Consider the following 22127-nt stretch of genomic DNA (forward strand, 5'->3'; position numbering starts at 1 on the left):
GGGCGACACCTTCTTGGGCCACCACGGGGACACCAAAACAAGTGACAGTGATACAACCGCTGTGCAAGCCGATATCGCCCTGTTTGATGAAGAAGGCTTTTTATTGGATCCTGACGTGTGGAACGAAACGATGGCGGAAAATATCGCACGCGCTCAAGGGATGTCCGAGCTAAATGAACTTCACTGGCAGGTGATTAGCTTCCTGCGAAAATACTATATGTCGATGGGAAAAGCTCCCCTTAACACTGAACTGAGAAAGGGCGCCGGTTTAAGTTTGACGCAAATAGAAAGGATTTTCCCGGGTGGCATCAAGTTCGGCGCTCGTCGCATAGCGGGATTGCCCAACCCTAAGAGCTGCTAAAACAATGTCTTCCTGTCCCGAGACAATTTATTTGGATAACGCAGCCACCACATTCCCAAAACCTCCCGATGTTATTCGATCGATGTTGGAAGGTTACGAGTGTTTGGGTGTTTCACCGGGCAGAGGTGGTTATGATCTGGCTGTTCGAGCCGAAGAATTTGTCGCCGGTGTGAGACGACAAGTTAGCGACTTCTTCGGGGGTCATGATCCGAATAGAGTGGTTTTTTCCTACAACGCCACAGACGCTCTTAATACTATCATCTTCGGCTTGGTCGAACCCGGATGCCATGTTATCAGCTCCAGACTGGAGCATAATTCGGTACTGAGGCCTCTTTATCACCTCAGGGAAAAGAACCTTATCACTTTAGAACTCCTTCCGTTTGATTCCAGTGGCTTTGTCAATCCTCAAGACGTGGAAAAAGCGATCAGACATGAAACCGGACTTGTCATACTCACCCACGCTTCAAATGTCCTGGGTACAATTCAGCCTGTAGAGTCAATCGGCCTCATTTGCCATGAAAAAAATGTTCCATTTGTTATTGACGCATCCCAAAGCGCAGGGATCATTCCTATAGATATGAAGGCATGGCGCCTGGACGCCATAGCGTTCACAGGCCATAAGTCTTTGTTGGGCCCGACTGGAATAGGCGGACTGGTCATTCGTGACGGTTTAGACGTTCGGGCCAGCCGTTTCGGAGGGACCGGCGTCGATTCAGACAGTCCGGCGCATACAGACGAATACCCTCAACATCTGGAACCCGGCACCATTAACATGCTCGGTGTCATAGGGCTTTCCGCCGGCATGCGGCATATCACAGAGCTAGGCCTTCAAAATATTTATGAACGCGAGATGGATCTATTAAGGAAGCTTCGTGATGGACTTACCTGCTTCAAACGTGTCCGACTTTATTGCGCTGATAATTTGACCAACCATCTTCCGCTCCTGACGCTTAATGTCGATGGCATTAGCGCTGCTGATTTAGGCTCTATCCTGGATGGGGATTTTAACATTGCGGTACGAACCGGCCTGCATTGCGCCCCGCTAGTACACCAAGACCTCGGCGTAAGTCCCAACGGCGGTGTGCGATTCAGTATAGGGCCCTCCAATACGCATGAGGACATCGACGCCGTCCTGGATGCCTTTGGAGCAATTCTGGAATCCAGCGTAACATCCTCCTAACGTTATCGAACCATCGAGGCAAGAATATTTACAACGGCCTCAGCAAAATCAGTGTCGTTAATATGCGCATTAACTTCTGTCACTTCCACTTTGGAAGCAAGTCTGATTTTGAGTTCAGAAATAAACGCCTGATTGGCTTTGGGGTCCCACAAGGGACCGCCAACTGCGTCCGCCTCTGAAAAACCGCCCATTGGTATTACTACATTCGTAGGACCTTGGGACCGATTTAATTTGTCGGATATTATTCCGGCAAGCTGAATCATGTCCTCAATTGATGTTCTTACTCCGGATCTAAAATCGTACCAGAAGACGGCACGGTCGCGAAGATTGGTGGGCATGGTCTCTCTTGAGTCAAATTCCAACACTATACAATCAAGACCCCCTGGGACCACTACTTGTGGTAAGCCGAGCCGGCCTGCGGTCTCCAATCGACTTGTCCCTATGTCTCCGCAATACCCGCCATACAAGGAATCAGGGAACTCATGAAGGGCCAAATCCACCACAGCGTTTATTATACCCTGCTCTATCAGATCTTCCATGGCCATGCCGCCAGTTCCATTTGCGTGAAAAGGGGCTACCTCATAACCTTTAAGCTCCAGCTTTGATTTAACCTTCATGGCTCCTTCCGTAATGAAGCCAAAAGATGTCAGTCCCACAATAGGTTTTTCCGAGCTGATCTTTCTGGAATCGAAAGCCATACCCGCTATAGCCGCCGCGGCATTAGACAGTATCTTTCTGCTGATAGGGTTAAGGCCGAGTATGTCCACAACTGAATGCATTACCGTGATATCTTTGGTTCCAATTAGTCGGCTCATGTCTCGTGACGCTACGGTAGAAACCATGAGTTTGGGGACACCGAGTGGCAGGCTCCTCATAACTCCCATCCCGATGTGAGTACCGGTTCCACCTCCCACTGACACTATTCCAGACAGACGCTTACCTTCGTGGAGTTTCCTTGCAATTGACGAAGCCCCAAGAATCATGCTTTCTACAGCGGTTCTTCTGTCCCCCCGTTTATGAATGTCCTCTATGCTGGTTCCGGCTGCTAAAGCCACATCTATTCGAGAAATATCCGCTTGGCAGGTTGGTGGATTAAGCGTTCCAACATCAACCACGATCGTTGAACATTCGTGCCGGGATATTTCACTTTTAAGGAAATCGACCTCGGCGCCTTTTGTGTCCAAGGTTCCGAGAATTACTACAATGGGCTTCATTGGGACCTCGCGGGAATAGATTGTGACTCGGCAGGTTTGCTTGGGTCTTAATTCTAACTCTCACTATTCGGGGTGTTCGTCCAGAAAATTCTCATTGCGTTTCTTAATAGCTATTTTTAGGAATTGTCGGACATGAGACATCATTGGTTTTTCTCGAAGCACTACTATGTCGGCCGGAAACCGGATGTCGCCTTCGACAAGGTCAATCTTCTTCAAAATCCCTTTCGAAAGCTCATTTGGAACCTCGTTAGCCATTACAAACGAAACTCCCATTCGGCGCTCAACATAGGCCAGAATGAAACTCAGACTTCCCGACTCTATGATTGCGGAGGGCTTTACACTATGCTCTCCGAGTTTTTTTAGGATAGCGTCTCGCGATCCTGATCCCTGTTCCCGTATTATTAGCAATTCTCCGGACAGGTCCTTGATGGAGACATTCGCGCGTTGGCAGAGCGGGTGATCAGGCCTGGCTACTAATACCAATTCTACTATTGCAAAAGGGAATGCCTTGAAGCAAGCGTCGTAGTTGGTCCTAGCCACTACAACCAGATCCTTTTTCCGGCTCCTGAGACGGGCCATTAAATCCAAAGAATTTCCCTCGTTCAATTTCACCTGGATTTGCGGGAACTGATCCTGAAACTTTGCGACCAGTTCCGGCATCAATGTGACCGCATAATCTTTAGTTGTACCAATCCTCAAGACACCAGACTTGGGTTTCCGCGCTTCGTCAAGCACAGATTCAATTTGGTCCAGGCGGGCAAATATGACCTTACTCAACAGAAAAACCGATTCCCCAGCGTCTGTGAGTTTATACTGACTGCCCTCACGATAAACTAATTTTACACCACACTCTTCCTGGAAAAGATTAATTTGTTGAGAGATGGCCGGTTGGCTAACGTTCGAATATTCCGCAGCGCGAGTCATGCTGTGAAACCGGCAGAAATGGTAAAAGGTCTCCAGGTGTTTGAGATTGATTGGCATACTGGACCTCGTTGTACCGAAGTATAGTATAAGATAGACTTATGGACATATAACTTTTTCTATCTTGACTTGAATGTTTTAGAATTTCATAATTGAGATCAAGCAAGAGACTTGCGAACAAGCGACGAAAGTCGGCGTTCCGGCCTGCACAAGGGCAGTAGGGTAAACTTTCATTGTTTATCCGGGTGGCGTGTCATTACATGTTAAAAAGTCGAGGCCTTGCGATATTGGTTTAACACTTCCCAAAGACTCATGACGGAAAGCATGAGAACCAAAACTGGCGAACCTGCAGCCTTACAGTTCATTATTGTTTTTATCGGGCTAACAAAGCTGGGACAAAGCATCAGCAGCAGACTCTCAACGTAGACAGACCACATTAACAAACACGATTCGATCAGATTGCTGGAAAGGCATGTAGTGAAGAGAATTGTTGTAGGAGTTAGTGGCGCAAGCGGGACCATTTACGGTGTCCGACTGCTCGAGGTCCTAAACCAGATTGATGGCGTTGAAACCCATCTGATTCTTTCCCGCGGGGCTAGAGTCACGATGGAGCATGAGACGTCAATGAAACCTGATGCGCTTGAAAAGCTTGCTCATGTATCTCACTCCCCTGACGATCTTGCAGCTTGTGTTTCAAGTGGATCTTTCAAGACTGATGGTATGGTGGTCGCCCCCTGCTCGATGAAGAGCCTGTCCATGATCGCTAATTCGATAGATGACAACCTGTTGATTCGAGCGGCGGACGTAACCCTTAAGGAAAGAAGAAAACTTGTCTTGATCGTGAGGGAAACACCTCTCCATCTTGGTCATCTTCGGCAAATGACAGCAGTAACAGAGATAGGGGCAATAATATTGCCACCAGTTCCATCTTTCTACCACAAACCAAAGACAATAGAAGACATAGTAGATCAGACCATAGGAAAAACCCTGGATCAATTAGATATCGATCACCACCTGTTTCAGCGCTGGGCGGGAGGATGATCAAGGAAGATCTCGAGAAAACAGTAATCCGCTTCCTGGATTCATTGACCACAATGACTCTCGGTTGCACCCTGGCGGATGAACCATGGATTTGCCCGGTATTTTACGCTCGTCAGGGATTTGATCTCGTGTTCTTTTCGTCACAAAACTCCAGACATTCTGTCGTGTTCAAGGAAAATCGACGAGCCGCGGCGTCGGTTCATGCAGCATGCGACAACTGGCGGGATATCAAAGGATTACAGATGGAAGGCCATGTCGAAACTATAACGAAGATACCTGCGATCGCAAGAGCTACTGTGACGTACTTCAGAAGGTATCCATTTGTTAGAGAGTTTTTTAGCAAAGACTCCTCTTTGTCCAATGAACTTAGGGGGAAAATGAGCAGAGTCGCTCTGTACATTTTTCGCCCTGGTACAATACTATACTTGGATAATTCAATCGGAATGGGTGTCAGATGGAAACTGACCATACACGATGGAGTAGCGGTTGGTTCCCCTGTTCCAGCCTAACTCCAGGAAATAGTCCAAACTCATGATCGTTTTCTGAAACGGTCAACGTGACCAATGTAAGTAACAAGAGACAGGAGGACGAAACATGGCCGAGATGAAATTCCCAAATCCACACGAAGCGGAAACTATTCCAGGGACCGAAGGTTGGGAACGTATGTATCCCTACAATTATCAGTACAGTACTGAAGATCCGGAACGCAAGAAATATGAGGAGGACATGTTCTGGTTTTACGATGGACTGCACTATCCAGAACCGATGTATCCCTTTGACATCATTTGGGACGAGGCCTGGTTTTTAGGCCTTTCTCAGTTCAATTCCAGGATCTTCATCGTTCCTCCTGCAATGGGTGTCGATCACCGAATTCATAACGGCTACATTTATATCACCCCATTACCTGTTTCTGACCCAAGCGAGATACCAAAAAGGGCAGAATTGTTTATGAAAAGAGCCGGGTATTATTATCAGAACTGGGATCGTCTCCATGATCAGTGGGAAGTAAAAATGCGAGACGTTATTGATCAGGTCTCGAAGCTGAAAATCCCGACTCTCCCTGAAATTGAAGACGAGTCTGTGGTCACTGAAGGTCTTGGCACATCTACAGGGTATACGCTGCTTAAAGCATATGACAAACTTATAGATCTTGGCATACTAACATGGCAGTACCACTTCGAGTTTCTGAATTTAGGGTACGCCGCCTACGTGGTTTTCGTTGATTTCTGTCAAAAAGCCTTTCCTGACATTCCTCTTCAAAAAATCACACAGATGGTCGGCGGCATCGATGTAATAATTTATCGACCGGACGAAGAATTGAAGAAATTGGCCAAGTTAGCGATTGATCTTGGAGTGGATGACATTGCGCTAAAAGGCAACGAGGTTGAAGTATTGGAAGGCATGCAAGCGAGCGAGAACGGTAAGAAGTGGTTGGAAGCCTTCAATGCAGCGAGAGAGCCCTGGTTCTATGTGTCCACAGGAACCGGTTGGTATCATCACGACAAATGCTGGAATGACGACCTGGATGTCCCTTTGTCGGCAATGGGGATTTATATAGAAAAAATTAGGAAAGGGGACAATATAGATCGGCCGACCAAGAGCATTATTGCAGAAAGAGAAAGGCTCGCTACGGAATACAGGGCTTTACTCAATACGGACGCGGATAGACAGACCTATGATCAGCTACTCGGGACCGCGAGAACAGTTTTCCCATATGTCGAGAATCATCTTTTCTACGTCGAGCACTGGTTCCACAGTCTTTTCTGGAACAAAATACGTGAGGTCGGGAAAATCCTGGTTGATTACAAATTGATCGAGGATGTGGAAGATGTTTGGTACTTGAAACGATCCGAGATTAAGGACGCTCTATGGGACGTAGTTACGAGCTGGGCGACAGGAAGTAAGCCAAGAGGACCCCTCGTATGGCCCAAAGAGGTGGCTTGGCGTAAGGGAGTCATGGACAAATTCCGTCAGTGGACCCCGCCCGACGCTATGGGGACGATGCCGGAGACCATAACTGAACCATTCACGATAGTCTTGTGGGGTATCACTTCCGAATCCATGTCCCAATGGGCAAAATTAAAAGCCGTAGCTGAGGGTGATCTGACCATGATAATCGGTTTTCCTGGTTCCCCGGGAGTGGTCGAAGGCAAAGTTCGCGTATGCCGCACAGTCAAAGAGGTGGGAGAACTCAAGGAAGGAGAAATACTTGTGGCCCCCACGACTTCTCCTAGCTGGGCTCCGGCCTTCCAGAAAATCAAAGCTGCCATTACCGATGTTGGCGGGGTTATGTGCCACGCAGCTATCGTCTGTCGTGAATATGGTCTTCCGGCCGTAGTGGGAACCGGATCCGCGACATCGAGGCTGAAAACTGGCCAAAGAATAAGGCTTGACGGTTCCAAAGGTGAAATCAACATAATCGATTAGATATTTGTCGTAAAACTATAGGAGTCCGTGATGGACACATCAGGGTATGTGATTCCCTTTGAAAATTGCGATAACAGCATGGTTGGTATTGTCGGAGGAAAATGCGCCAGTCTGGGGGAACTAATGAAGGCAAGAATCCCGGTTCCCCCGGGCTTTGCAATCACGACCGCCGCATATGAACAATTCCTCGATGACAATGACCTGAAAAACAAGATTGTCAATCGTTTGGTCAATCTAAATGATGAGGACCTTTCTAAACTGGAAGAAGCGTCGAAAGATATCCGAAGTTGGATCGAGGCTGGAACCATAAGCGAAACACTGGAAGACATCATCGCTTCGCAGTATCGGCTCTTGGCACGCCGTTCGCGAATACCAGCCCTGCCGGTTGCGGTTCGATCCTCGGCGACGGCGGAAGATCTGCCCGGCGCGAGCTTTGCCGGACAGCAAGACACTTTCCTATGGATAAGGGGTGTGGATCAGTTGCTCGACAGAACAAAAAGATGCTGGTCCAGCCTGTTCACTGCCAGAGCAATCGCCTACAGGATAAAAATGGGATTCGAGCATTCCATTGTCCTCATTAGCGTTGCGATCCAGAAAATGGTCAGATCATTTACGGCAGGAGTTATGTTTACACTGAACCCGGCCACGGGTGACAGGGCTACCGTAGTTATAGATTCTAACTTCGGATATGGAGAAAGCGTAGTGTCAGGAGAAGTGACACCTGACCAGTTTCACGTGAACAAGATTACTATGGATGTTGTAAAGAAGACCGTTTCAGAGAAGAAGATTTATTACACTACAGACCCGGAGTCCGATGAAGTTCTAAAACTGGATTTACATCCGGAACGACAGACACAACAGAGTCTTCTGGACGAAGAGATAATTCAGCTTGCTAAAGTCGGGAAAATTATTGAGCAACATTACGGGCGTCCTATGGATATAGAATGGGCCACCGAAAAGGGACTGCCTTACAAGGGAGAAATTTTTATTCTTCAGAGCCGCCCTGAAACCGTTTGGAGCCAAAAGGAGGCTAAACCATTAGTGGAGCCCAAGGCTTCTGCGATTGAACAAATAATCGCTGGACTGATCAAGGGACGAACCATCACATAAGGCCAAATAATCTAAAGATAAGGAGATGTGGATTCGTATGAAAGACATGAGAGATTTTGTCAAGGAAGCTGAAGCTAAAGGACTCTGTAAAAGGATTAAGGCGGAGGTCGACTGGGACCTCGAGCTGTCACATATCGCTAAACTCAACGAAGAACAAAGCGGTCCCGCTCTGTTCTTTCAAAATATAAAGGATTACCACACACCGGTCATCACCAGTGTATGCACTACCACGGAACGCCTGTCCCTGATCATGGGGCAACCGCTCGACTCGACCCTGGTGAATCTTTACGACGCTTGGGCAAGGTTGGGCGAAAATCTGCTTCCTCCCAAGTATGTGGACAAGACTGCAGCGCCGTGCAAGGAAAACATCCTGACCGGAGATCAGATCGACCTTTTCAAGTTCCCGGTTCCCCGTTGGTACCCGCTGGATGGCGGGCGTTTTATCGGCACCGCTCACTTTTTCATTACCAAAGACCCTGAAACAGGCTGGGTCAACCTGGGCACTTACCGCGCCCAACTGCTTGGCAAGGACAAGATCGGAACCCAGTTCATCAAGGGCAAACACGCAGACATCATGCTGAAGAAGTATAAGGCATTGGGCAAACCGATGCCAGTCGCCTCGATAATCGGATGTGACCCTTTGCTTTTCATCATGGGAGCGGCCCGAATTTCCGCTTCAGTGTCGGAATATGACGTAGCGGGAGCCCTCAGGGGAACACCTGTGGAGGTAGTAAAGGGAGAAACCGTTGATCTGCCCATACCGGCGCATGCCGAAATCGTTATCGAAGGTGAGGTGGACGCCGACAAATTCATGGAAGAAGGACCGTTCGGCGAGTACACCGGTTATTACTCCGGCGTGGGCACCGACCCGCGAAATTTCGTGGATGTGAAATGCGTCACCCACCGGAACAATCCGATTCTGTGGGGGACTACTGTGGGTCGGGCGGTGACTGACACCCACATGACTATGGCGCTTTCCTACGGAGCGACTCTCTGGCAGCAACTCCTGGCCATGAAGATTCCAGGTTTGAAAGCCGTTTACTGTCCACCCGAAGGATCGGGAAGGTTCCTTGCCATAATCTCTGTCAAACAGATGTACCCGGGGCATGCCGACCAAGTCCTTACTGCGGCCATTTCTACGGAAATGGGAGCTTATGGTCTGAAAACCGTGATCGTTGTAGATGAAGACATCGATCCCTGGGACATTCCACGGGTGATGTACGCTCTTAGTTTCAGGTTCCAGCCGAACCGGTCTCAGGTAATTAAGCGTGGTCGATCAACCCCATTGGATCCATCTCTACCCATCGACGCCAGAGACATCACTGGCCGCCTCCTCCTGGACGCCACCATCCCCTATGACTGGAAAGACAAGCCGATTCCAATCGAGCTCGATGCAAAAATGGTGGAAAGAGTTAAGGGACGGTGGTCCGAACTGGGACTGTGAATTGGAGATCGCTAAACAGAAAACGCTAATCAGCTCGGTCTGTCGAGGAGGACTGGATGAAACCGATTCGTTATAAGCAGGAAATGGTCGATGAATTCTTAAGAAACGGCTATTGGACCCAGGAAACCTTTTACGATTTCTGGGATAGGAACGCCCGTGAATATGGAGACAGGGAGGCCCTGGTAGACTCCAAATACCGGTTGACCTGGGCCGAAGCAAAGCGTCTAGTGGACGCAATGGCTATTTCATGGGTCGAAATGGGAATTCCGAAGCATTCTCGAATCATCATTCAGTCCCCCAACAGCGTTTACGGTTTTTTGTCCAGGATCGCCTGTGAAAGGGCCGGTCTGATCTCGTTGACTGTTTATCCGTACCTTCGGCAGAGAGAACTTGAATACATGGTCGAGAGGACGGAAGCATCGGCCGTTATCATCCTGAATATTTACAACAAATTCGATTATCTGGAAATGTACAAAGGGTTGCAAAAGCAGTTTCCTCATTTGAAAAACATCTTTCTGTTCGACGACGAAGTTCCGGATTCGGTGCCCGAGGGAACGTTTTCGCTCACCCGCATAGTAAATGATAGGGCCCAAAAGCCGGTGGACGAGTCAATCCTTGCGGAAAGACGACTGGATCCTATATGGAATGTGGCGCTGCTTACCACGACAACGGGAACAACTGGAATTCCCAAACTTGTGGAATGGCCGATGGCTCCACGTGTCTGCACATCCAAGGGCCGCGTGGATATCTGGAAACTGAACAAGGACGATATTACAGTGGCTATCGCTCCTCATGCCGGTGGAGCGGCTGGTACACTCACATATTTTGCAGCGCCACTGGCCGGAGCAAAAACCGTCATGTTGGAGGAATTCTCTCCGGACGGGGCGCTGGCGCTCATTGAAAAAGAAAAGGCTACGGCCATCGGCGTCGTGCCCACTCATCTTGTGAGGATGCTCGACACGGATACGTCCAAATACGATTTGAGTTCGCTGCGTTTTATCCGTTCAGCCGGTGGCTATCTTTCTCCCCAGATTGCAGAGGAAGCCGAGCGGGCTTTCGGCGCATCCATCACAAGTGATCTTGGCACCCAGGACATGGGGTCGGTGTCCGGATGCCGCGTCGAGGATTCCAGAGATTTACGCCGTCGGACAGTGGGTCGAATGCTTCCGGGAAACCAGGTCCGTCTAATGGATGAGGAAAACAAAAACGAAGTTCCCGATGGAGAACCCGGTGTCCTATATTTCCGTGGCCCCCACGCCCCTGCTGGTTACTACCGCGATGAGAAACTCACCGCAACTGTTTTCGATCCCAACGGATGGACCACCACCGGCGATATTGTTAAATTCGACCAGGGTTGCCTGTGGATACTTGGAAGAGCCAAAGATATGATTATCCGAGGGGGACAGAATATATATCCTGCTGAAATCGAAGGCCTATTGAACGATCATCCCAAGGTGGCCTCGGTTGCGGTCGTAGGGTACCCGGACAGGGAGATGGGAGAACGCGCCTGCGCCTACGTGATTCCAAAAGCGGGGAGCCAATTCACCTTCAAGGAAATGGTGGATTTCCTAAAAGCCAGGAATATCGCCATGTTCAAACTCCCGGAGAGGCTGGAGATAGTGTCCGAGTTTCCATCTGTGGGCGATTCCGGAAAGGTTAACAAAGAAACCCTGAAAAAAGATATCAGGGAAAAGGTGCAGGCGGAGGTCAGAATTTGATGGAACGCGTGTCGCTTCTTGTGTCGACACTAGACACAAAAGGTCCGGAAACCTTTTATCTTAGAGATTCTATTAAGAATAGAGGCGGCGCATGCCTAGTCCTGGACATGAGTATGTCCGGAGAATTTCCCGGCGCCGATATAACATCCGCGGAAACAGCGCGTGCGGCAGGGGCCGATATTGAGGACATTCGGGTTTCTAAAGAAAGAAAGAAAATAACCAGACAAATGATTTCAGGCGCAACCAAAATAGCGACTGATCTAATGAAATCAGGGCGTCTGGGGGGTGTGATTGGTCTGGGAGGTTCTACCGGCAGCCTTATGGCGACTGATGTCATGAGGGCCCTGCCATTTGGAGTTCCAAAGTTAATGGTTTCTTCTACCGCCGCCCTACCCGGCTTGGCTACCCGATACATTGGCGCTGGAGATATAGCTATACTGCATACTGTTATAGAGATCTCCGGTTTGTCAAAGCCCCTGATGAACATCCTGGACAGGGCGGCCGCCGCAATCACAGGAATGGCGACGATTGATTCGCTTACTGTTCAATCATCGCGGGATAGTGGCATTCCTCTGGTGGCAATGTCCATGTTCGGTCCCACAGAACGCTGCTCTCATTCCGTGAGACAAAGTCTGGAATCCAGTGGATATCAGGTAATCGGATTCTCGGCCGCTGGAATTTGTGACAGGGCCATGGAAGAGATGATTTCGGAAGGCTTTTTTGATGCAGTCGTGGAATTGGCCCCAGGTGGAGTAGGAGAAGAATATCTTGGCGGCATGAGAGCCGCCGGCGCAAATCGCCTGACCAGCGCAGCCAAAATCGGCATTCCCCAAGTAATCGCGCCAGGGGGGGTCAATCTCACCAGCCCACGAAAATCACGTTACAAACCAGAGCATCATGAACGTCGAAAATTCGAGCTAGATGAACTCCGGACATTCTTGAGGGTCTCTGATGAAGAAATTGTCGGAGTGGCCAAGGTTTTTGCGGAAAAGCTAAATCAGGCAAAAGGGCCTACCATTTTTCTCTTTCCCACACGTGGTTGGTCCGCTGTCGACCCGCCAACGGGACATATGTTTGACAGAGATCAGGACAGGTTATTTCTGATGACTCTAAAAGAGGCCCTTTCATCCGATCAGGTCGTCATTAGAGAGGTAGACGCCAATCTGGAAGAACAGACTTTTGCCGAGGCCGTAGCGTCCGCTTGTTTGGAAATCTTCCCCAAGAGTTTGAAATCGCAAAAAGATTAGACTTCTCTTTCGGGGTTCTTGGGAACTATCAATTACAAAAACCTCGGCTTGAATTTGATAACTAGGAATTACTGCCTGCAACCGATTCAGGAGGCCATAATGTTCGTTAGAAACTGGATGCATGCTCAAGAATTGTCAATCTCAAGTGACGCTTTGGCGACCGAAGCTGTTACTCTAATTTCACAGAATAACCTGAAAATGCTGCCGGTGGTTGATAACGGCCGCTTACGGGGAGTTGTCCACAGGAGAGATCTCAGTGAGGCGGCGACCTGTGTAAGTGAAAGTGGTAATACATGTGAAATGAACTACTTTTGCAACAAGCTCAAGGTCAAGGATGTCATGGTCCGCATGCCTGTGGCGGTCTCCGTCGATGATAGTGTTGAAGACGTGCTCATGAAGGGTCGTGAACGAACAATGAGCACTTTCCCTGTAATGGATGGGGACAAGGTGGTGGGAGTGCTCTCCGACCGGGAAATTTTTGTAATGCTTTTTAAACTCTTGGAGGTCGGCCTGGAATGCACGCGAATTACCCTTGCTGATGTAAATCTTCAGGAAGGAACCTTGTCAAAGATTCTAAAAATTGTGGAGGATAGTAACTGCATGGTCCGGGCGGTCTTCACCGTTCCGGAAGGCAAGAACGGGTCGGCCCGCGTCGTGTTACGCACGGAATGTAAAGATTCAGGAGTTTTGAACAAGAATTTGGTGGATAATGGCTTCAATATACTGGAATTCAAGGGATAGGCTAAACAATGACGGTTTATGGACGGCTTTTTGGATTCATACAAAAGTAAGGCCATCCTACGGAATTTGAACTTTACATTTTTTTTGAGGTCTCTGTTAATGTTCCTCACGGAGGGAGCGTCTAATATGGTTGAACCTTTTGCGGAAATATATGAACTGGCTTTACCTTACCTTGACACCAGGAACAACAAAATCCATATGGAGGTTTCCAGAGGCTTTGCTGTGAGGTTGTTACAGGCGGAAGGCGGGGAACCGAAAGTGGTGTTACCCGCAATAACACTTCATGATGTCGGCTGGAAAATGGTACCTGAAGAATTGCACCTCAGGGCGTTTGGTCCCCATGATTATGACCGGGCAATTAACCGGATACATGAAGTTGAAGGAGCCAGAATAGCCGGTGAAATTCTCGAAAAGGTGGGATACGACCCTGCTTTGATCGCTGAAATAGTGGAGATCATAGGTGGTCATGATTCACGAGAGACAGCATTATCCCTTAACGATGCTATTGTAAAAGACTCGGACAAACTGTGGCGCTTTTCAAAAGAAGCTTCGGAAATAGATCCGAAGAGATTCAACATCGATGCGAATATCCATATTCCTTGGTTAGCTTTACAAATAGAAGGGTGGTTCATCACAGAAACAGGGAAGAAGATAGCGCGTGAAGAACAACAACTCAGGTCTAAGGCTCTAGAACAATAGTAGTTCCACTCGTTTGGACGTTATAGGAAGCTTAGCGGAGCGTTGTTATTAAATTCGCCGATAAACGCTCCCGTCGAAAGCTACAAATCCCTTTTTGATCAATCTCTGAATGTGCTTGTTCATTATTGCCCGTTCACCGAAATCGTAGAATTCTTTAGGCTCACGCTTTTTCTTGTATACGATTCTCTTCTCAACGATCTCCTGCATGGTTCTGGGCTGTTTCAGAAAATCCAGGATTTTTTCATCACGTAAGTCAATCACACTGATGTAGTTGTCCCAAGCCTCTGGCTTGACACTATGGTGGATACCTACCCCATGAGAAGTAATCCATAAACGTGCATCGATCTGCCGGAGTCTTTTTACGGATTCAAGGGTTGCGTCGATATCTGAACCGGTGTCTCCGTACCATGGGCCGAAGGATGTCAAATCATAGTCACCCAGGAACAGAATCTCCAGTTCTCTAAAATACAGTGATGTGTGTCCTGGCGTATGACCTGGCGTGTGAATTACCTCAATGGTCATCCCGCCCAAATCAATGAAATCCGTTGGCTTAATTAATCGATCCGCCGCCCTGGGTTTGAAATGGAACATGTCGTACATCGTCTTTGTCCATGGCGGCCTCTCATCAGAGTTCATACCGTATGCGTCGAAGAAATGGTCTATGCTGCGCAGGGGTCCGGCATCCAATTCGGATATCCAGAGTTCCTTACCGTCAAATAGATCCAAATGCGTGAAATGATCTTCGTGCCAGTGAGACAACCATACTGCGTCCACTCCGGAGGTATCTAGAATTGTGAGGAGTCTGTCCCGGTTGGAGGCTGGGTCAATCAGAATCTTTTTGTCGCATTCCAGATACAGGGAATGACAGCAAGGATAATTCCCGTTGTTGTCTCCAGGGATAAATATCAGCGGGCCAAAATTTGTCTCCATTTCAGGCAACCCTCTACTTGTCCAGTCTAGCAGGCGATTATTGAGTGTCTTCTCAATCTCGAAATTGTTCCAAAACCCGGATTATGTTCAACAAGGTTTGATTAACGGGCGTTGGGATACCGTAACTCTTACCCATATCAACCATCTTTCCGGCAAAGACATCTACCTCGGTCTTACGTCCTGCCTCAATGTCCTGCAACATTGAAGTCTTACCTTTGGGGGAAAGGGTATTGAGGACGGCGTACCAATCATTGAGATCCTGCTCCTTCAGATTTACCCCCGCCCACTGCGCCAGGGAAATAACCTCACGCATCAGTTCACCCATCAACGCCTGTGCGTCCGGAGACGATTGAAAGACTCCATAGGGTACCCGCATCACCGCAGACGCCTGGTTGATTCCCACGTTAATCATGAATTTCCACCACAACATGCGTATCATGTCGGGGGGGATCTCATGGGCTATTCCTGCCTTCTGAAAGGCTTCACTCACACGTAGGACCTGTTCACTCAGACTGGAATTGTTAGCCTGGCCAAAGAAGATTTTCCCGGGATTGGTATATGTGACCGAGTTTCCCTCACGAACGGCGTCTATCCCAACGGCAATCGCATAGAGCACTTTATCCATGCCATACACGGAACCAAGGAATTCTTCGCTGTCGAGCCCATTCATTACTGATATAAAAGTTGTCTGGTCACCGACCAGGTTTTTCAAATCCGGAACCGCCTCTGCAAGGTTGTGGCTCTTGAGAGCTACGATGATGAGGTCGCAGGGCCGGAAGGGCTCATCAGGGTGAACGACTGGAACTAGATAATGCTTCCCGTTGACCGTGCTCCCTTCTTTTCTCAGTCGATCATAGCGTGAATCTCGAGCGACTAACACCGTGGAGAAAGGTGACGCGTCGAAAAATTTGGATGCGTATACTGCTCCCATCGCTCCTGCTCCGAGGACGGCAACGGTCTTGATTTCTTTCACTGAACACTCCAATCCTATTGACTTATCTCATGCCGGTCAGTGGTTCCCGGCATTTATTAGCTTACCTTCTCAGCCTGATTCTCGTTTGAAATCGATCTAAAAAGGAACTACCAATTAATTAAAATAACTTTACGGACGTTCACGATGATGGCAAGAAGTTTTTTCAGTTTTCAGTGTTGATGGTCAGGAAATAAAAAGATAAGGAGCCAACATGAATAACTGTCTGATTTTGGTTGATCTACAAAATGACTATTTCCCCGGTGGCGCGATGGAACTTGTCGGCATGCAATCCGCCGCAGCAAACGCTCAAATTCTGTTGAACGAATTCAGAAAGACTAAAGCGCCTGTCATTCATATTCAGCACATTTCAGTTCACCCAGGCGCTACTTTTTTCTTGCCGGATACTGATGGCGCAAAAATCAATCAAATGGTAACTCCCGGGAGAAACGAAGTTGTAGTGGTAAAAAACTATCCCAACAGCTTTCGTGACACATCTCTCTCGGAAATTCTTAAAACCAAAAAAATTAACAACCTCGTGATCTGCGGAGCAATGAGTCACATGTGCATAGACGCGACCACTCGCGCTGCTTTCGACTTGGGTTTCCGTTGTGTTGTGGCCGAAGACGCTTGCGCCACAAAGGACTTGAATTTCAAGGGCAAAACCATAACGGCGTCGGAGGTTCATGGGTCCTTCATGGCAGCATTGTCAACTATTTATGCGAGGGTTATTTCTACAAAAGAAATCACGGGAAACATGCAATGAACGATGAATTCAGACGTTAACCCAGTTGAACCCGTGGAATTTCTCGGATCGTGAGGAATACGTGAGCATCACAATGAAGGTACTGAGCCGAATGCGACAAAATTAAGCCCCATCCACTTGGACGATCGGCGCAGCTACCGGAACACGATACGTGATTCTTTTTCGGTCGTTTTGACAAGTCCGCCGCATCTGTTTGTTTACTTATTCTGGCGCAGCTTATACACTTACGCCATGGTCCAATTCTTTCAGACCATCTCTCCCAGTCCAGAGTAAAAAGGTGAGGCGGGAAAATGACCAAAACGAAATTGCACTACGGATGGCTGGTTATCTTCGCAGGGCTCATGGTTACCATCGGCGCTCACGGTTTTGGCCGAATGTCCTACACATTGATCCTCCCGGCAATGAAGGACGGACTACATTTCAGCTACACGGAACTAGGGTTACTGGGGACGGGGAATTTCATCGGATACCTCGTGATGGCTATCATTGGAGGATTTCTTGCCGCGCGTTTCGGACCTCGAATTGTAATCACACTGGCATTGGTCTTGATGGGCGTCACAATGATCCTAACCGGTTTGGCAAATAGTTTCTCGTTTGCCTTTGGCAGCAGGTTGCTCACCGGACTCGGAAATGGAGCTGCGTACGTTCCGGCCATGGCACTTGGTTCCGCATGGTTTTCGGTCCAGCGTCGTGGATTTGCGACAGGGATAGTATCGGCAGGGATTGGCGGTGGCACCATGATCGCCGGGATCGTAGTCCCCGTGATTCTAGGAGCCTACGGGACCGAAGGATGGCGATTTGTCTGGTACTACCTGGGAGCGGCAGTGCTGCTTATTGCGATTATCGCCGGACTGGTCATAAGAAACCGCCCTGAAAATCTTGGGCTACATCAAATTGGATCAAAAGCCGGGATCGCCGGAGATCCGCCGAAAGCGCCATCCGGACCTATGGGCTGGAGCAGGATCTACAAAATGAGGTCAGTCTGGTATCTTGGCACGGTTTATTTTCTATATGGTTTTTCTTACATCATCTACATGACTTTTTTTGCAGCGTATCTGTGCAGGGAAATGGGTATGGCGCCGAGTGAAGCAGGCACACTCTGGGCATTAGTTGGCGGGTTAAGCATATTCTGCGGAATGATCTGGGGAGGTCTGTCCGACAAACTGGGTCGCGCTAGAGGAGCGGCCATGGCATACATGGCCCTTGCTTTGTCGTACGCCATTTTTGCGTTGTTTCAAATTAAGCTGGGATTTTATCTATCGGCTGTACTGTTTGGCCTCACTGCGTGGAGTATACCAACTATCATGGCGGCAACGGCTGGTGATTATGTGGGTCCGAGACTGGCCCCAGCGGGGCTCGGTTTTATAACCTTGTTTTTTGGAATCGGCCAGGCGCTTGGACCATGGATCGGCGGGTATCTTGCCGACGTAACAAAGTCTTTCACAGGACCGTTTTTGCTCGCGTGCGCAGTATCCGTAATCGGGGCTGTCATGTCCCTGGGATTGAAACCGATACAATCTGAGGAGTCATAACGACAAGGCCAGGATAGCGCAGGCCTTTGCCTTGCCATAGTACGTAAAATTGTGTTGGATCATGGAAGACGAGTCTCGATTGAGAGCCAGATCTGCAAAGGAATGACTTTCTACCTCTCGTAACAGGGAGGAACTAGTCGAAAAGCTAATTGCGTTCCGTAAAATGCGCTTTTGCATAAGAATTTACACTATGCTGACGTCACAAAATCTTGCTTCAATTCAGTAATCATGTCTTCCAGGGTTTGGGCAGAAGTTTGAGCGACCTCTATTTGCAGAGCGTCGAGAGCATAACCTGATCCTTTGCCTTCGAGTCGCACGCGAGACCTTACCTGATCGACTCCATGTTCTGCAAGCATCTCCGCTGCCTTCACGCCCTTCTGGCGCTCGAGATCTTTGAAACGATTCGGCAAATAATTATCTATTGAAACAGTCTTGTTTGAATAACTCTTTGCAATAATCGCAAAATAGGGCGCTTCCCCAAAGTGGTCGGATAGTCTGGATTTCTCGTCCGGCAGATTGGGCGCCTTTACATCCAGAGGAACGGCAATTAGTTCAATATCTTTGTGCTGAGGTTCGTAATGTATAAGAATTTTATCTATGTTTGGGTACTGATCTAGAATTTCCTCCTCAATCTCCGAAGTAAGTTGATGGGCGTCACTGAGAAGCTTTAAGTTTGTAGTAAGTGATATTTCCACAAATTTGAACCTCCCTGAATTTCGGCCTCCAATGTTCAGTATTTCCTCGACTTCCTGTCGGCTTTCGACGATTTTTCTTATGCCGTTTAAGGTGGGAAAATCCAGGGTAGCGTCTAAAAGAACTTTTACCGCCTCAACGAGTATCTGAACACCAATACGGGCCACGATCACAGCTACCAATAAAGCCACATAGCGATCAATCGGGTATCCCAAGTATGTGCCAATTATGCCGAACAGGATCACGGCGCTGGCCAGCAGGTCCGTAGTCACGTGTCTGGCGTCAGCCACCAAACTGGGGGAACCCACGTCCAGTCCGATCCTCAGTTCATATCTCGAAAAAATTGCGGCTATCGCCATGATTGCAATGATTCCCCCAACAACCTGTGGGAGATTTTTTATTTGCTCGTGGGACACCTTCCATAATGCTTCGGCGCCAATTTCATATGCGGCGAAAAAAATAAAGAGTGACGACAGGAGCGCCGCGAGGTTTTCTACTTTATAAAGACCCTCGGGAAAATTCCTCGTTTTACGGTCAGAGATTACTATCCCCAAAAATATGGTCAGGGATGAAATTACGTCGGCGAAAGAATGAATTGCGTCGGCTTTTAGAGCAAGACTTCCTGAAGCCTCGCCCAAATAGTACTTCAAAGCCATAAGCAAAGAGTTTACAAGGCAAGAATATATGGCGACTTTTGAATATCCGGATACCCGACTTATCGGATTATCTTCGCCTGCAAATTTTTCTTCGTGGTCCACTACAATAATCCGGTCTTGTCCCTGGATTCGTTCTCTGAATGCTGCTGCTGCCGCATCGGGGACATATGAGTTGGCGTCCTCCTCCGAAGGGGACCTCCCACTCATGTTTACATTTTAAACAAAGGAATTTCCTGTTTTGGGTTTCAGTCATGAACTTGCACCAGTGGTCCGTCGTAAAATTTCATGGCTTGCATTTCGATCGTTTAGGGTCCTATGCGCCATAGTGATACACACCCTGCCCTGTCTTTTTGCCCAAATGCCCCGCCTTGACCAGCTTTACAAGAAAAGGAGCCGGCCTGTACTTCTCTCCCAGTTCTCTGTGAAAGGTCTTCATGCAAGCCAGTAGTATGTCCAACCCAAAGGCGTCCGCTGCGGCCAGGGGTCCCAAAGGGAAAGCTAAACCCCTGACGCAGCTTCTGTCAATCTCCTCGGCGCCGGCAAGACCCGTCTCTAAAGCGAAAAACGCCTCATTGACCAGAGGCAAGTATAGCCGGTTTATTACGAATCCTGGAGAATCTGCCACCGTGACGGTCTCCTTGCCGCATCTGTTCAAAAAATCCAGAACGGCTTCATGTGTCTTGTCAGATGTTTCCACTCCCCTGACAACCTCCACAAGTGGAGTCAGAGCCGCTGGAATCAAAAAGTGAGCGCCAATGCACTGATCACTGCGTCCTGTAACCGCAGCCAGTTCGGTAATCCACAGAGTGGACGTGTTGCTGGCGAAAATGGTCTCTTTCGGCGCCACTTCATCCAGGATCTTGAAAACGTTGCTTTTTGTCTCTATGTCCTCGAAGACCGCCTCTATTACAAGATCCGCGTCCGCAACCCCTTTTGACATATCATTACTTGTGGAAATGAGCGAGAGGATGTGATCAATATCATCCTGACTCATCTTTCCCTTTTTCTTCTGATGGCCAAGAAATGAGCTTATGGTGGAGGCTCCCTTCTCCACCTGTTCGCTGGATGTGTCTACCATATAGGTTGGGAACCCCGCACGGGCGCACACAATTCCAATCTGGCTCCCCATTGTGCCCATGCCTATGACGCTCACCCGCTTGATCAGCATGTATTTCTCCTCTTAAACGAGTCATTCATTTCAAGGACTGTCGGTCCCGTACCTAAGCGCTCAAATCCTTTCAAAAATTGCGGCAATCCCTAGCCCCCCGCCGCCACATATGCATTCCAGGCCATAGCGAGCCTTTCGGCGACGCATTTCGTGGAGCAAGGTCACAAGAACTCGTGTTCCCGTGCAGGCTATGGGATGCCCCAGCGAGATCCCTGAACCATTGACATTGACTCGGGCATAATCTTCCGGTCCAATTCCAAGCTCCTGCAAATCGGCGAGAACCTGGGAAGCGAAGGCCTCCTGTATTTCCATCAGATCTATCCGATCAAGTGATATGCCGGTCTGGGAAAGAACTTTTCCCACGGCCGCAGGAATCGTCCTGTACGTATGGCGCGGATCATCTCCCGCCACAGCGAAGGATCTCAATCTTCCGAGCGGCTCCATCCCCATTTGCTGGGCGCATTCCAGCGAGGTCACCAATACGGCGGCAGCCCCATCGTTTTCGGAGGAAGAGTTTCCTGCCGTGCATACTCCTCCAAGGATAGGTTTGAGTTTCGCCAATTTTTCCATGCTCGTGTCTTCCCTCGGGCCCTCGTCTTCAGAAAAGACAGTTGGATTGCCCTTGTGGCCCGGAATTGGCACAGTGACTATCTCTTCGTCAAACTTCCCAACCTTACGTGCGCTGCATGCTTTTTGATGGCTGCCAACTGCCCACCGATCACAGTCCTCCCGCGAAATGGCCTCTTCTTGCGCTGCGGTTTCGGCCCATGACATCATCGAAGGTAAAATTCCATAACGCTCCTGAGGCTGCGACATAACCCTGGCCCGTTGGATGCGATCGTAGAGAGGAAGGCCCCAGGTTGACAGGTCTCCGTGGCCTCGAGGCATACCATGGACCCCGCCAACGCCCCACTTAATTGATCCAGGGAGATAGAACTCCGCGTTACTCATGCTCTCCACCCCTCCCGCTACTACGATATCCGCATATCCAGCCTGAATCTTCATGGCGGCTAGACATACGACATCAAGACCCGTACAGCAACGCCGATCCACAGTAATTCCGGGGATCGAATCCGGAAACCCGGCCTTGAGTAACGCCATTCGGGCCACATTCACAGACTCCCCACTTTGGTAAGATTGTCCCATGATTACTTCATCAATTCGTGTCGGATCCAGCGCCGCTCGTTTGACTACCTCTTTGAGGACTATGGCGCCCAGGTCATGTGCTGGGATCTCCCTGAGTGATCCCAGGTATCGTCCAACGGGTGTTCGAACCCCAGTAACTATCACTGCATCTCTCATTGTTTAC

General features: G+C 48.9%; 20 protein-coding genes. 13 read left to right on the top strand and 7 right to left on the bottom strand.

What is annotated here, in order from left to right; translation table 11 throughout:
• The first annotated feature begins 13 nt into the window (after positions 1-13).
• Together WC647_05180 and WC647_05185 are read left to right on the top strand one after the other, a co-directional pair.
• Positions 14-361, top strand: coding sequence for a TusE/DsrC/DsvC family sulfur relay protein (locus tag WC647_05180; GenBank protein ID MFA6221687.1), 348 nt, complete (start codon positions 14-16; stop codon positions 359-361).
• Positions 362-365: 4 nt separating this feature from the next.
• Entirely contained in the window at positions 366-1541 is a 1176-nt protein-coding gene (locus tag WC647_05185) for an aminotransferase class V-fold PLP-dependent enzyme (GenBank protein ID MFA6221688.1), read from the top strand.
• Between the two features lie 2 nt (positions 1542-1543).
• Here the strand turns inward: WC647_05185 and WC647_05190 are convergent, their stop codons facing one another.
• Together WC647_05190 and WC647_05195 are read right to left on the bottom strand one after the other, a co-directional pair.
• Complete coding sequence (locus WC647_05190) at positions 1544-2755, bottom strand: Tm-1-like ATP-binding domain-containing protein (GenBank protein MFA6221689.1); 1212 nt, start codon at positions 2753-2755, stop codon at positions 1544-1546.
• 63 nt (positions 2756-2818) lie between these two features.
• A complete protein-coding gene (locus tag WC647_05195; GenBank protein ID MFA6221690.1) occupies positions 2819-3736 on the bottom strand; it encodes a LysR family transcriptional regulator in 918 nt (305 codons plus the stop codon).
• Between the two features lie 417 nt (positions 3737-4153).
• Here WC647_05195 and WC647_05200 point away from each other — a divergent pair, with 417 nt between their 5' ends.
• From WC647_05200 to WC647_05240, 9 genes are all read left to right on the top strand, one after another.
• Positions 4154-4717, top strand: coding sequence for a UbiX family flavin prenyltransferase (locus WC647_05200; GenBank protein ID MFA6221691.1), 564 nt, complete (start codon positions 4154-4156; stop codon positions 4715-4717).
• A complete protein-coding gene (locus tag WC647_05205; GenBank protein ID MFA6221692.1) occupies positions 4714-5226 on the top strand; it encodes a hypothetical protein in 513 nt (170 codons plus the stop codon). The genes WC647_05200 and WC647_05205 overlap by 4 nt, the downstream gene beginning before the upstream one ends.
• 85 nt (positions 5227-5311) lie before the next feature.
• Positions 5312-7144, top strand: a complete 1833-nt coding sequence (locus WC647_05210) for a PEP-utilizing enzyme (protein ID MFA6221693.1) — start codon at positions 5312-5314, stop codon at positions 7142-7144.
• 30 nt (positions 7145-7174) lie between these two features.
• Positions 7175-8254, top strand: coding sequence for a PEP/pyruvate-binding domain-containing protein (locus tag WC647_05215; GenBank protein ID MFA6221694.1), 1080 nt, complete (start codon positions 7175-7177; stop codon positions 8252-8254).
• Between the two features lie 37 nt (positions 8255-8291).
• A complete protein-coding gene (gene ppcB / locus WC647_05220; GenBank protein ID MFA6221695.1) occupies positions 8292-9698 on the top strand; it encodes a phenylphosphate carboxylase subunit beta in 1407 nt (468 codons plus the stop codon).
• A gap of 56 nt (positions 9699-9754) precedes the next feature.
• On the top strand, positions 9755-11416 hold the full coding sequence (locus WC647_05225) for an AMP-binding protein (protein MFA6221696.1): 1662 nt from the start codon (positions 9755-9757) through the stop codon (positions 11414-11416).
• The gene (locus WC647_05230) at positions 11416-12663 is read left to right on the top strand and encodes a Tm-1-like ATP-binding domain-containing protein (protein MFA6221697.1); all 1248 of its coding nucleotides are present in this window, start codon (positions 11416-11418) and stop codon (positions 12661-12663) included. Before WC647_05225 ends, WC647_05230 begins: the two co-directional genes overlap by 1 nt.
• Positions 12664-12762: 99 nt before the next feature.
• Positions 12763-13404 (top strand): CBS domain-containing protein, encoded by a 642-nt coding sequence (locus WC647_05235; protein ID MFA6221698.1) that lies wholly within the window; start codon positions 12763-12765, stop codon positions 13402-13404.
• 126 nt (positions 13405-13530) lie between these two features.
• Positions 13531-14103, top strand: a complete 573-nt coding sequence (locus WC647_05240; protein MFA6221699.1) for an HD domain-containing protein — start codon at positions 13531-13533, stop codon at positions 14101-14103.
• Positions 14104-14151: 48 nt separating this feature from the next.
• Here the strand turns inward: WC647_05240 and WC647_05245 are convergent, their stop codons facing one another.
• Together WC647_05245 and WC647_05250 are read right to left on the bottom strand one after the other, a co-directional pair.
• On the bottom strand, positions 14152-15033 hold the full coding sequence (locus WC647_05245; GenBank protein MFA6221700.1) for an MBL fold metallo-hydrolase: 882 nt from the start codon (positions 15031-15033) through the stop codon (positions 14152-14154).
• 52 nt (positions 15034-15085) lie between these two features.
• Positions 15086-16006, bottom strand: coding sequence for a ketopantoate reductase family protein (locus WC647_05250; protein MFA6221701.1), 921 nt, complete (start codon positions 16004-16006; stop codon positions 15086-15088).
• A 211-nt stretch (positions 16007-16217) separates the two neighbouring features.
• Here WC647_05250 and WC647_05255 point away from each other — a divergent pair, with 211 nt between their 5' ends.
• On the top strand, positions 16218-16769 hold the full coding sequence (locus WC647_05255; GenBank protein ID MFA6221702.1) for a cysteine hydrolase family protein: 552 nt from the start codon (positions 16218-16220) through the stop codon (positions 16767-16769).
• Positions 16770-17059: 290 nt separating this feature from the next.
• The gene (locus WC647_05260; GenBank protein ID MFA6221703.1) at positions 17060-18301 is read left to right on the top strand and encodes an MFS transporter; all 1242 of its coding nucleotides are present in this window, start codon (positions 17060-17062) and stop codon (positions 18299-18301) included.
• Between the two features lie 188 nt (positions 18302-18489).
• On the opposite strand, the gene WC647_05265 is transcribed toward WC647_05260, so the two are convergent.
• From WC647_05265 to WC647_05275, 3 genes are all read right to left on the bottom strand, one after another.
• On the bottom strand, positions 18490-19857 hold the full coding sequence (locus WC647_05265) for a cation diffusion facilitator family transporter (protein MFA6221704.1): 1368 nt from the start codon (positions 19855-19857) through the stop codon (positions 18490-18492).
• A gap of 106 nt (positions 19858-19963) precedes the next feature.
• A complete protein-coding gene (locus WC647_05270) occupies positions 19964-20818 on the bottom strand; it encodes a 3-hydroxyacyl-CoA dehydrogenase NAD-binding domain-containing protein (GenBank protein MFA6221705.1) in 855 nt (284 codons plus the stop codon).
• A 60-nt stretch (positions 20819-20878) separates the two neighbouring features.
• Positions 20879-22120 (bottom strand): acetyl-CoA C-acyltransferase, encoded by a 1242-nt coding sequence (locus tag WC647_05275; GenBank protein ID MFA6221706.1) that lies wholly within the window; start codon positions 22118-22120, stop codon positions 20879-20881.
• Positions 22121-22127 lie beyond the last annotated feature (7 nt).

Source organism: Desulfomonilaceae bacterium (assembly GCA_041662605.1).
GTDB lineage: Bacteria > Desulfobacterota > Desulfomonilia > Desulfomonilales > Desulfomonilaceae > CAJBEZ01.

Bases quoted from the DNA above. Each gene is read 5' to 3' on its own strand.
- WC647_05185 (MFA6221688.1), top strand. From the start codon at position 366: ATGTCTTCCTGTCCCGAGACAATTTATTTGGATAACGCAGCCACCACA.
- WC647_05190 (MFA6221689.1), bottom strand. From the start codon at position 2,755: ATGAAGCCCATTGTAGTAATTCTCGGAACCTTGGACACAAAAGGCGCC.
- WC647_05195 (MFA6221690.1), bottom strand. From the start codon at position 3,736: ATGCCAATCAATCTCAAACACCTGGAGACCTTTTACCATTTCTGCCGG.
- WC647_05205 (MFA6221692.1), top strand. From the start codon at position 4,714: ATGATCAAGGAAGATCTCGAGAAAACAGTAATCCGCTTCCTGGATTCA.
- WC647_05210 (MFA6221693.1), top strand. From the start codon at position 5,312: ATGGCCGAGATGAAATTCCCAAATCCACACGAAGCGGAAACTATTCCA.
- WC647_05215 (MFA6221694.1), top strand. From the start codon at position 7,175: ATGGACACATCAGGGTATGTGATTCCCTTTGAAAATTGCGATAACAGC.
- ppcB (MFA6221695.1), top strand. From the start codon at position 8,292: ATGAAAGACATGAGAGATTTTGTCAAGGAAGCTGAAGCTAAAGGACTC.
- WC647_05225 (MFA6221696.1), top strand. From the start codon at position 9,755: ATGAAACCGATTCGTTATAAGCAGGAAATGGTCGATGAATTCTTAAGA.
- WC647_05230 (MFA6221697.1), top strand. From the start codon at position 11,416: ATGGAACGCGTGTCGCTTCTTGTGTCGACACTAGACACAAAAGGTCCG.
- WC647_05235 (MFA6221698.1), top strand. From the start codon at position 12,763: ATGTTCGTTAGAAACTGGATGCATGCTCAAGAATTGTCAATCTCAAGT.
- WC647_05240 (MFA6221699.1), top strand. From the start codon at position 13,531: ATGGTTGAACCTTTTGCGGAAATATATGAACTGGCTTTACCTTACCTT.
- WC647_05245 (MFA6221700.1), bottom strand. From the start codon at position 15,033: ATGGAGACAAATTTTGGCCCGCTGATATTTATCCCTGGAGACAACAAC.
- WC647_05255 (MFA6221702.1), top strand. From the start codon at position 16,218: ATGAATAACTGTCTGATTTTGGTTGATCTACAAAATGACTATTTCCCC.
- WC647_05260 (MFA6221703.1), top strand. From the start codon at position 17,060: ATGACCAAAACGAAATTGCACTACGGATGGCTGGTTATCTTCGCAGGG.
- WC647_05265 (MFA6221704.1), bottom strand. From the start codon at position 19,857: ATGAGTGGGAGGTCCCCTTCGGAGGAGGACGCCAACTCATATGTCCCC.
- WC647_05270 (MFA6221705.1), bottom strand. From the start codon at position 20,818: ATGCTGATCAAGCGGGTGAGCGTCATAGGCATGGGCACAATGGGGAGC.
- WC647_05275 (MFA6221706.1), bottom strand. From the start codon at position 22,120: ATGAGAGATGCAGTGATAGTTACTGGGGTTCGAACACCCGTTGGACGA.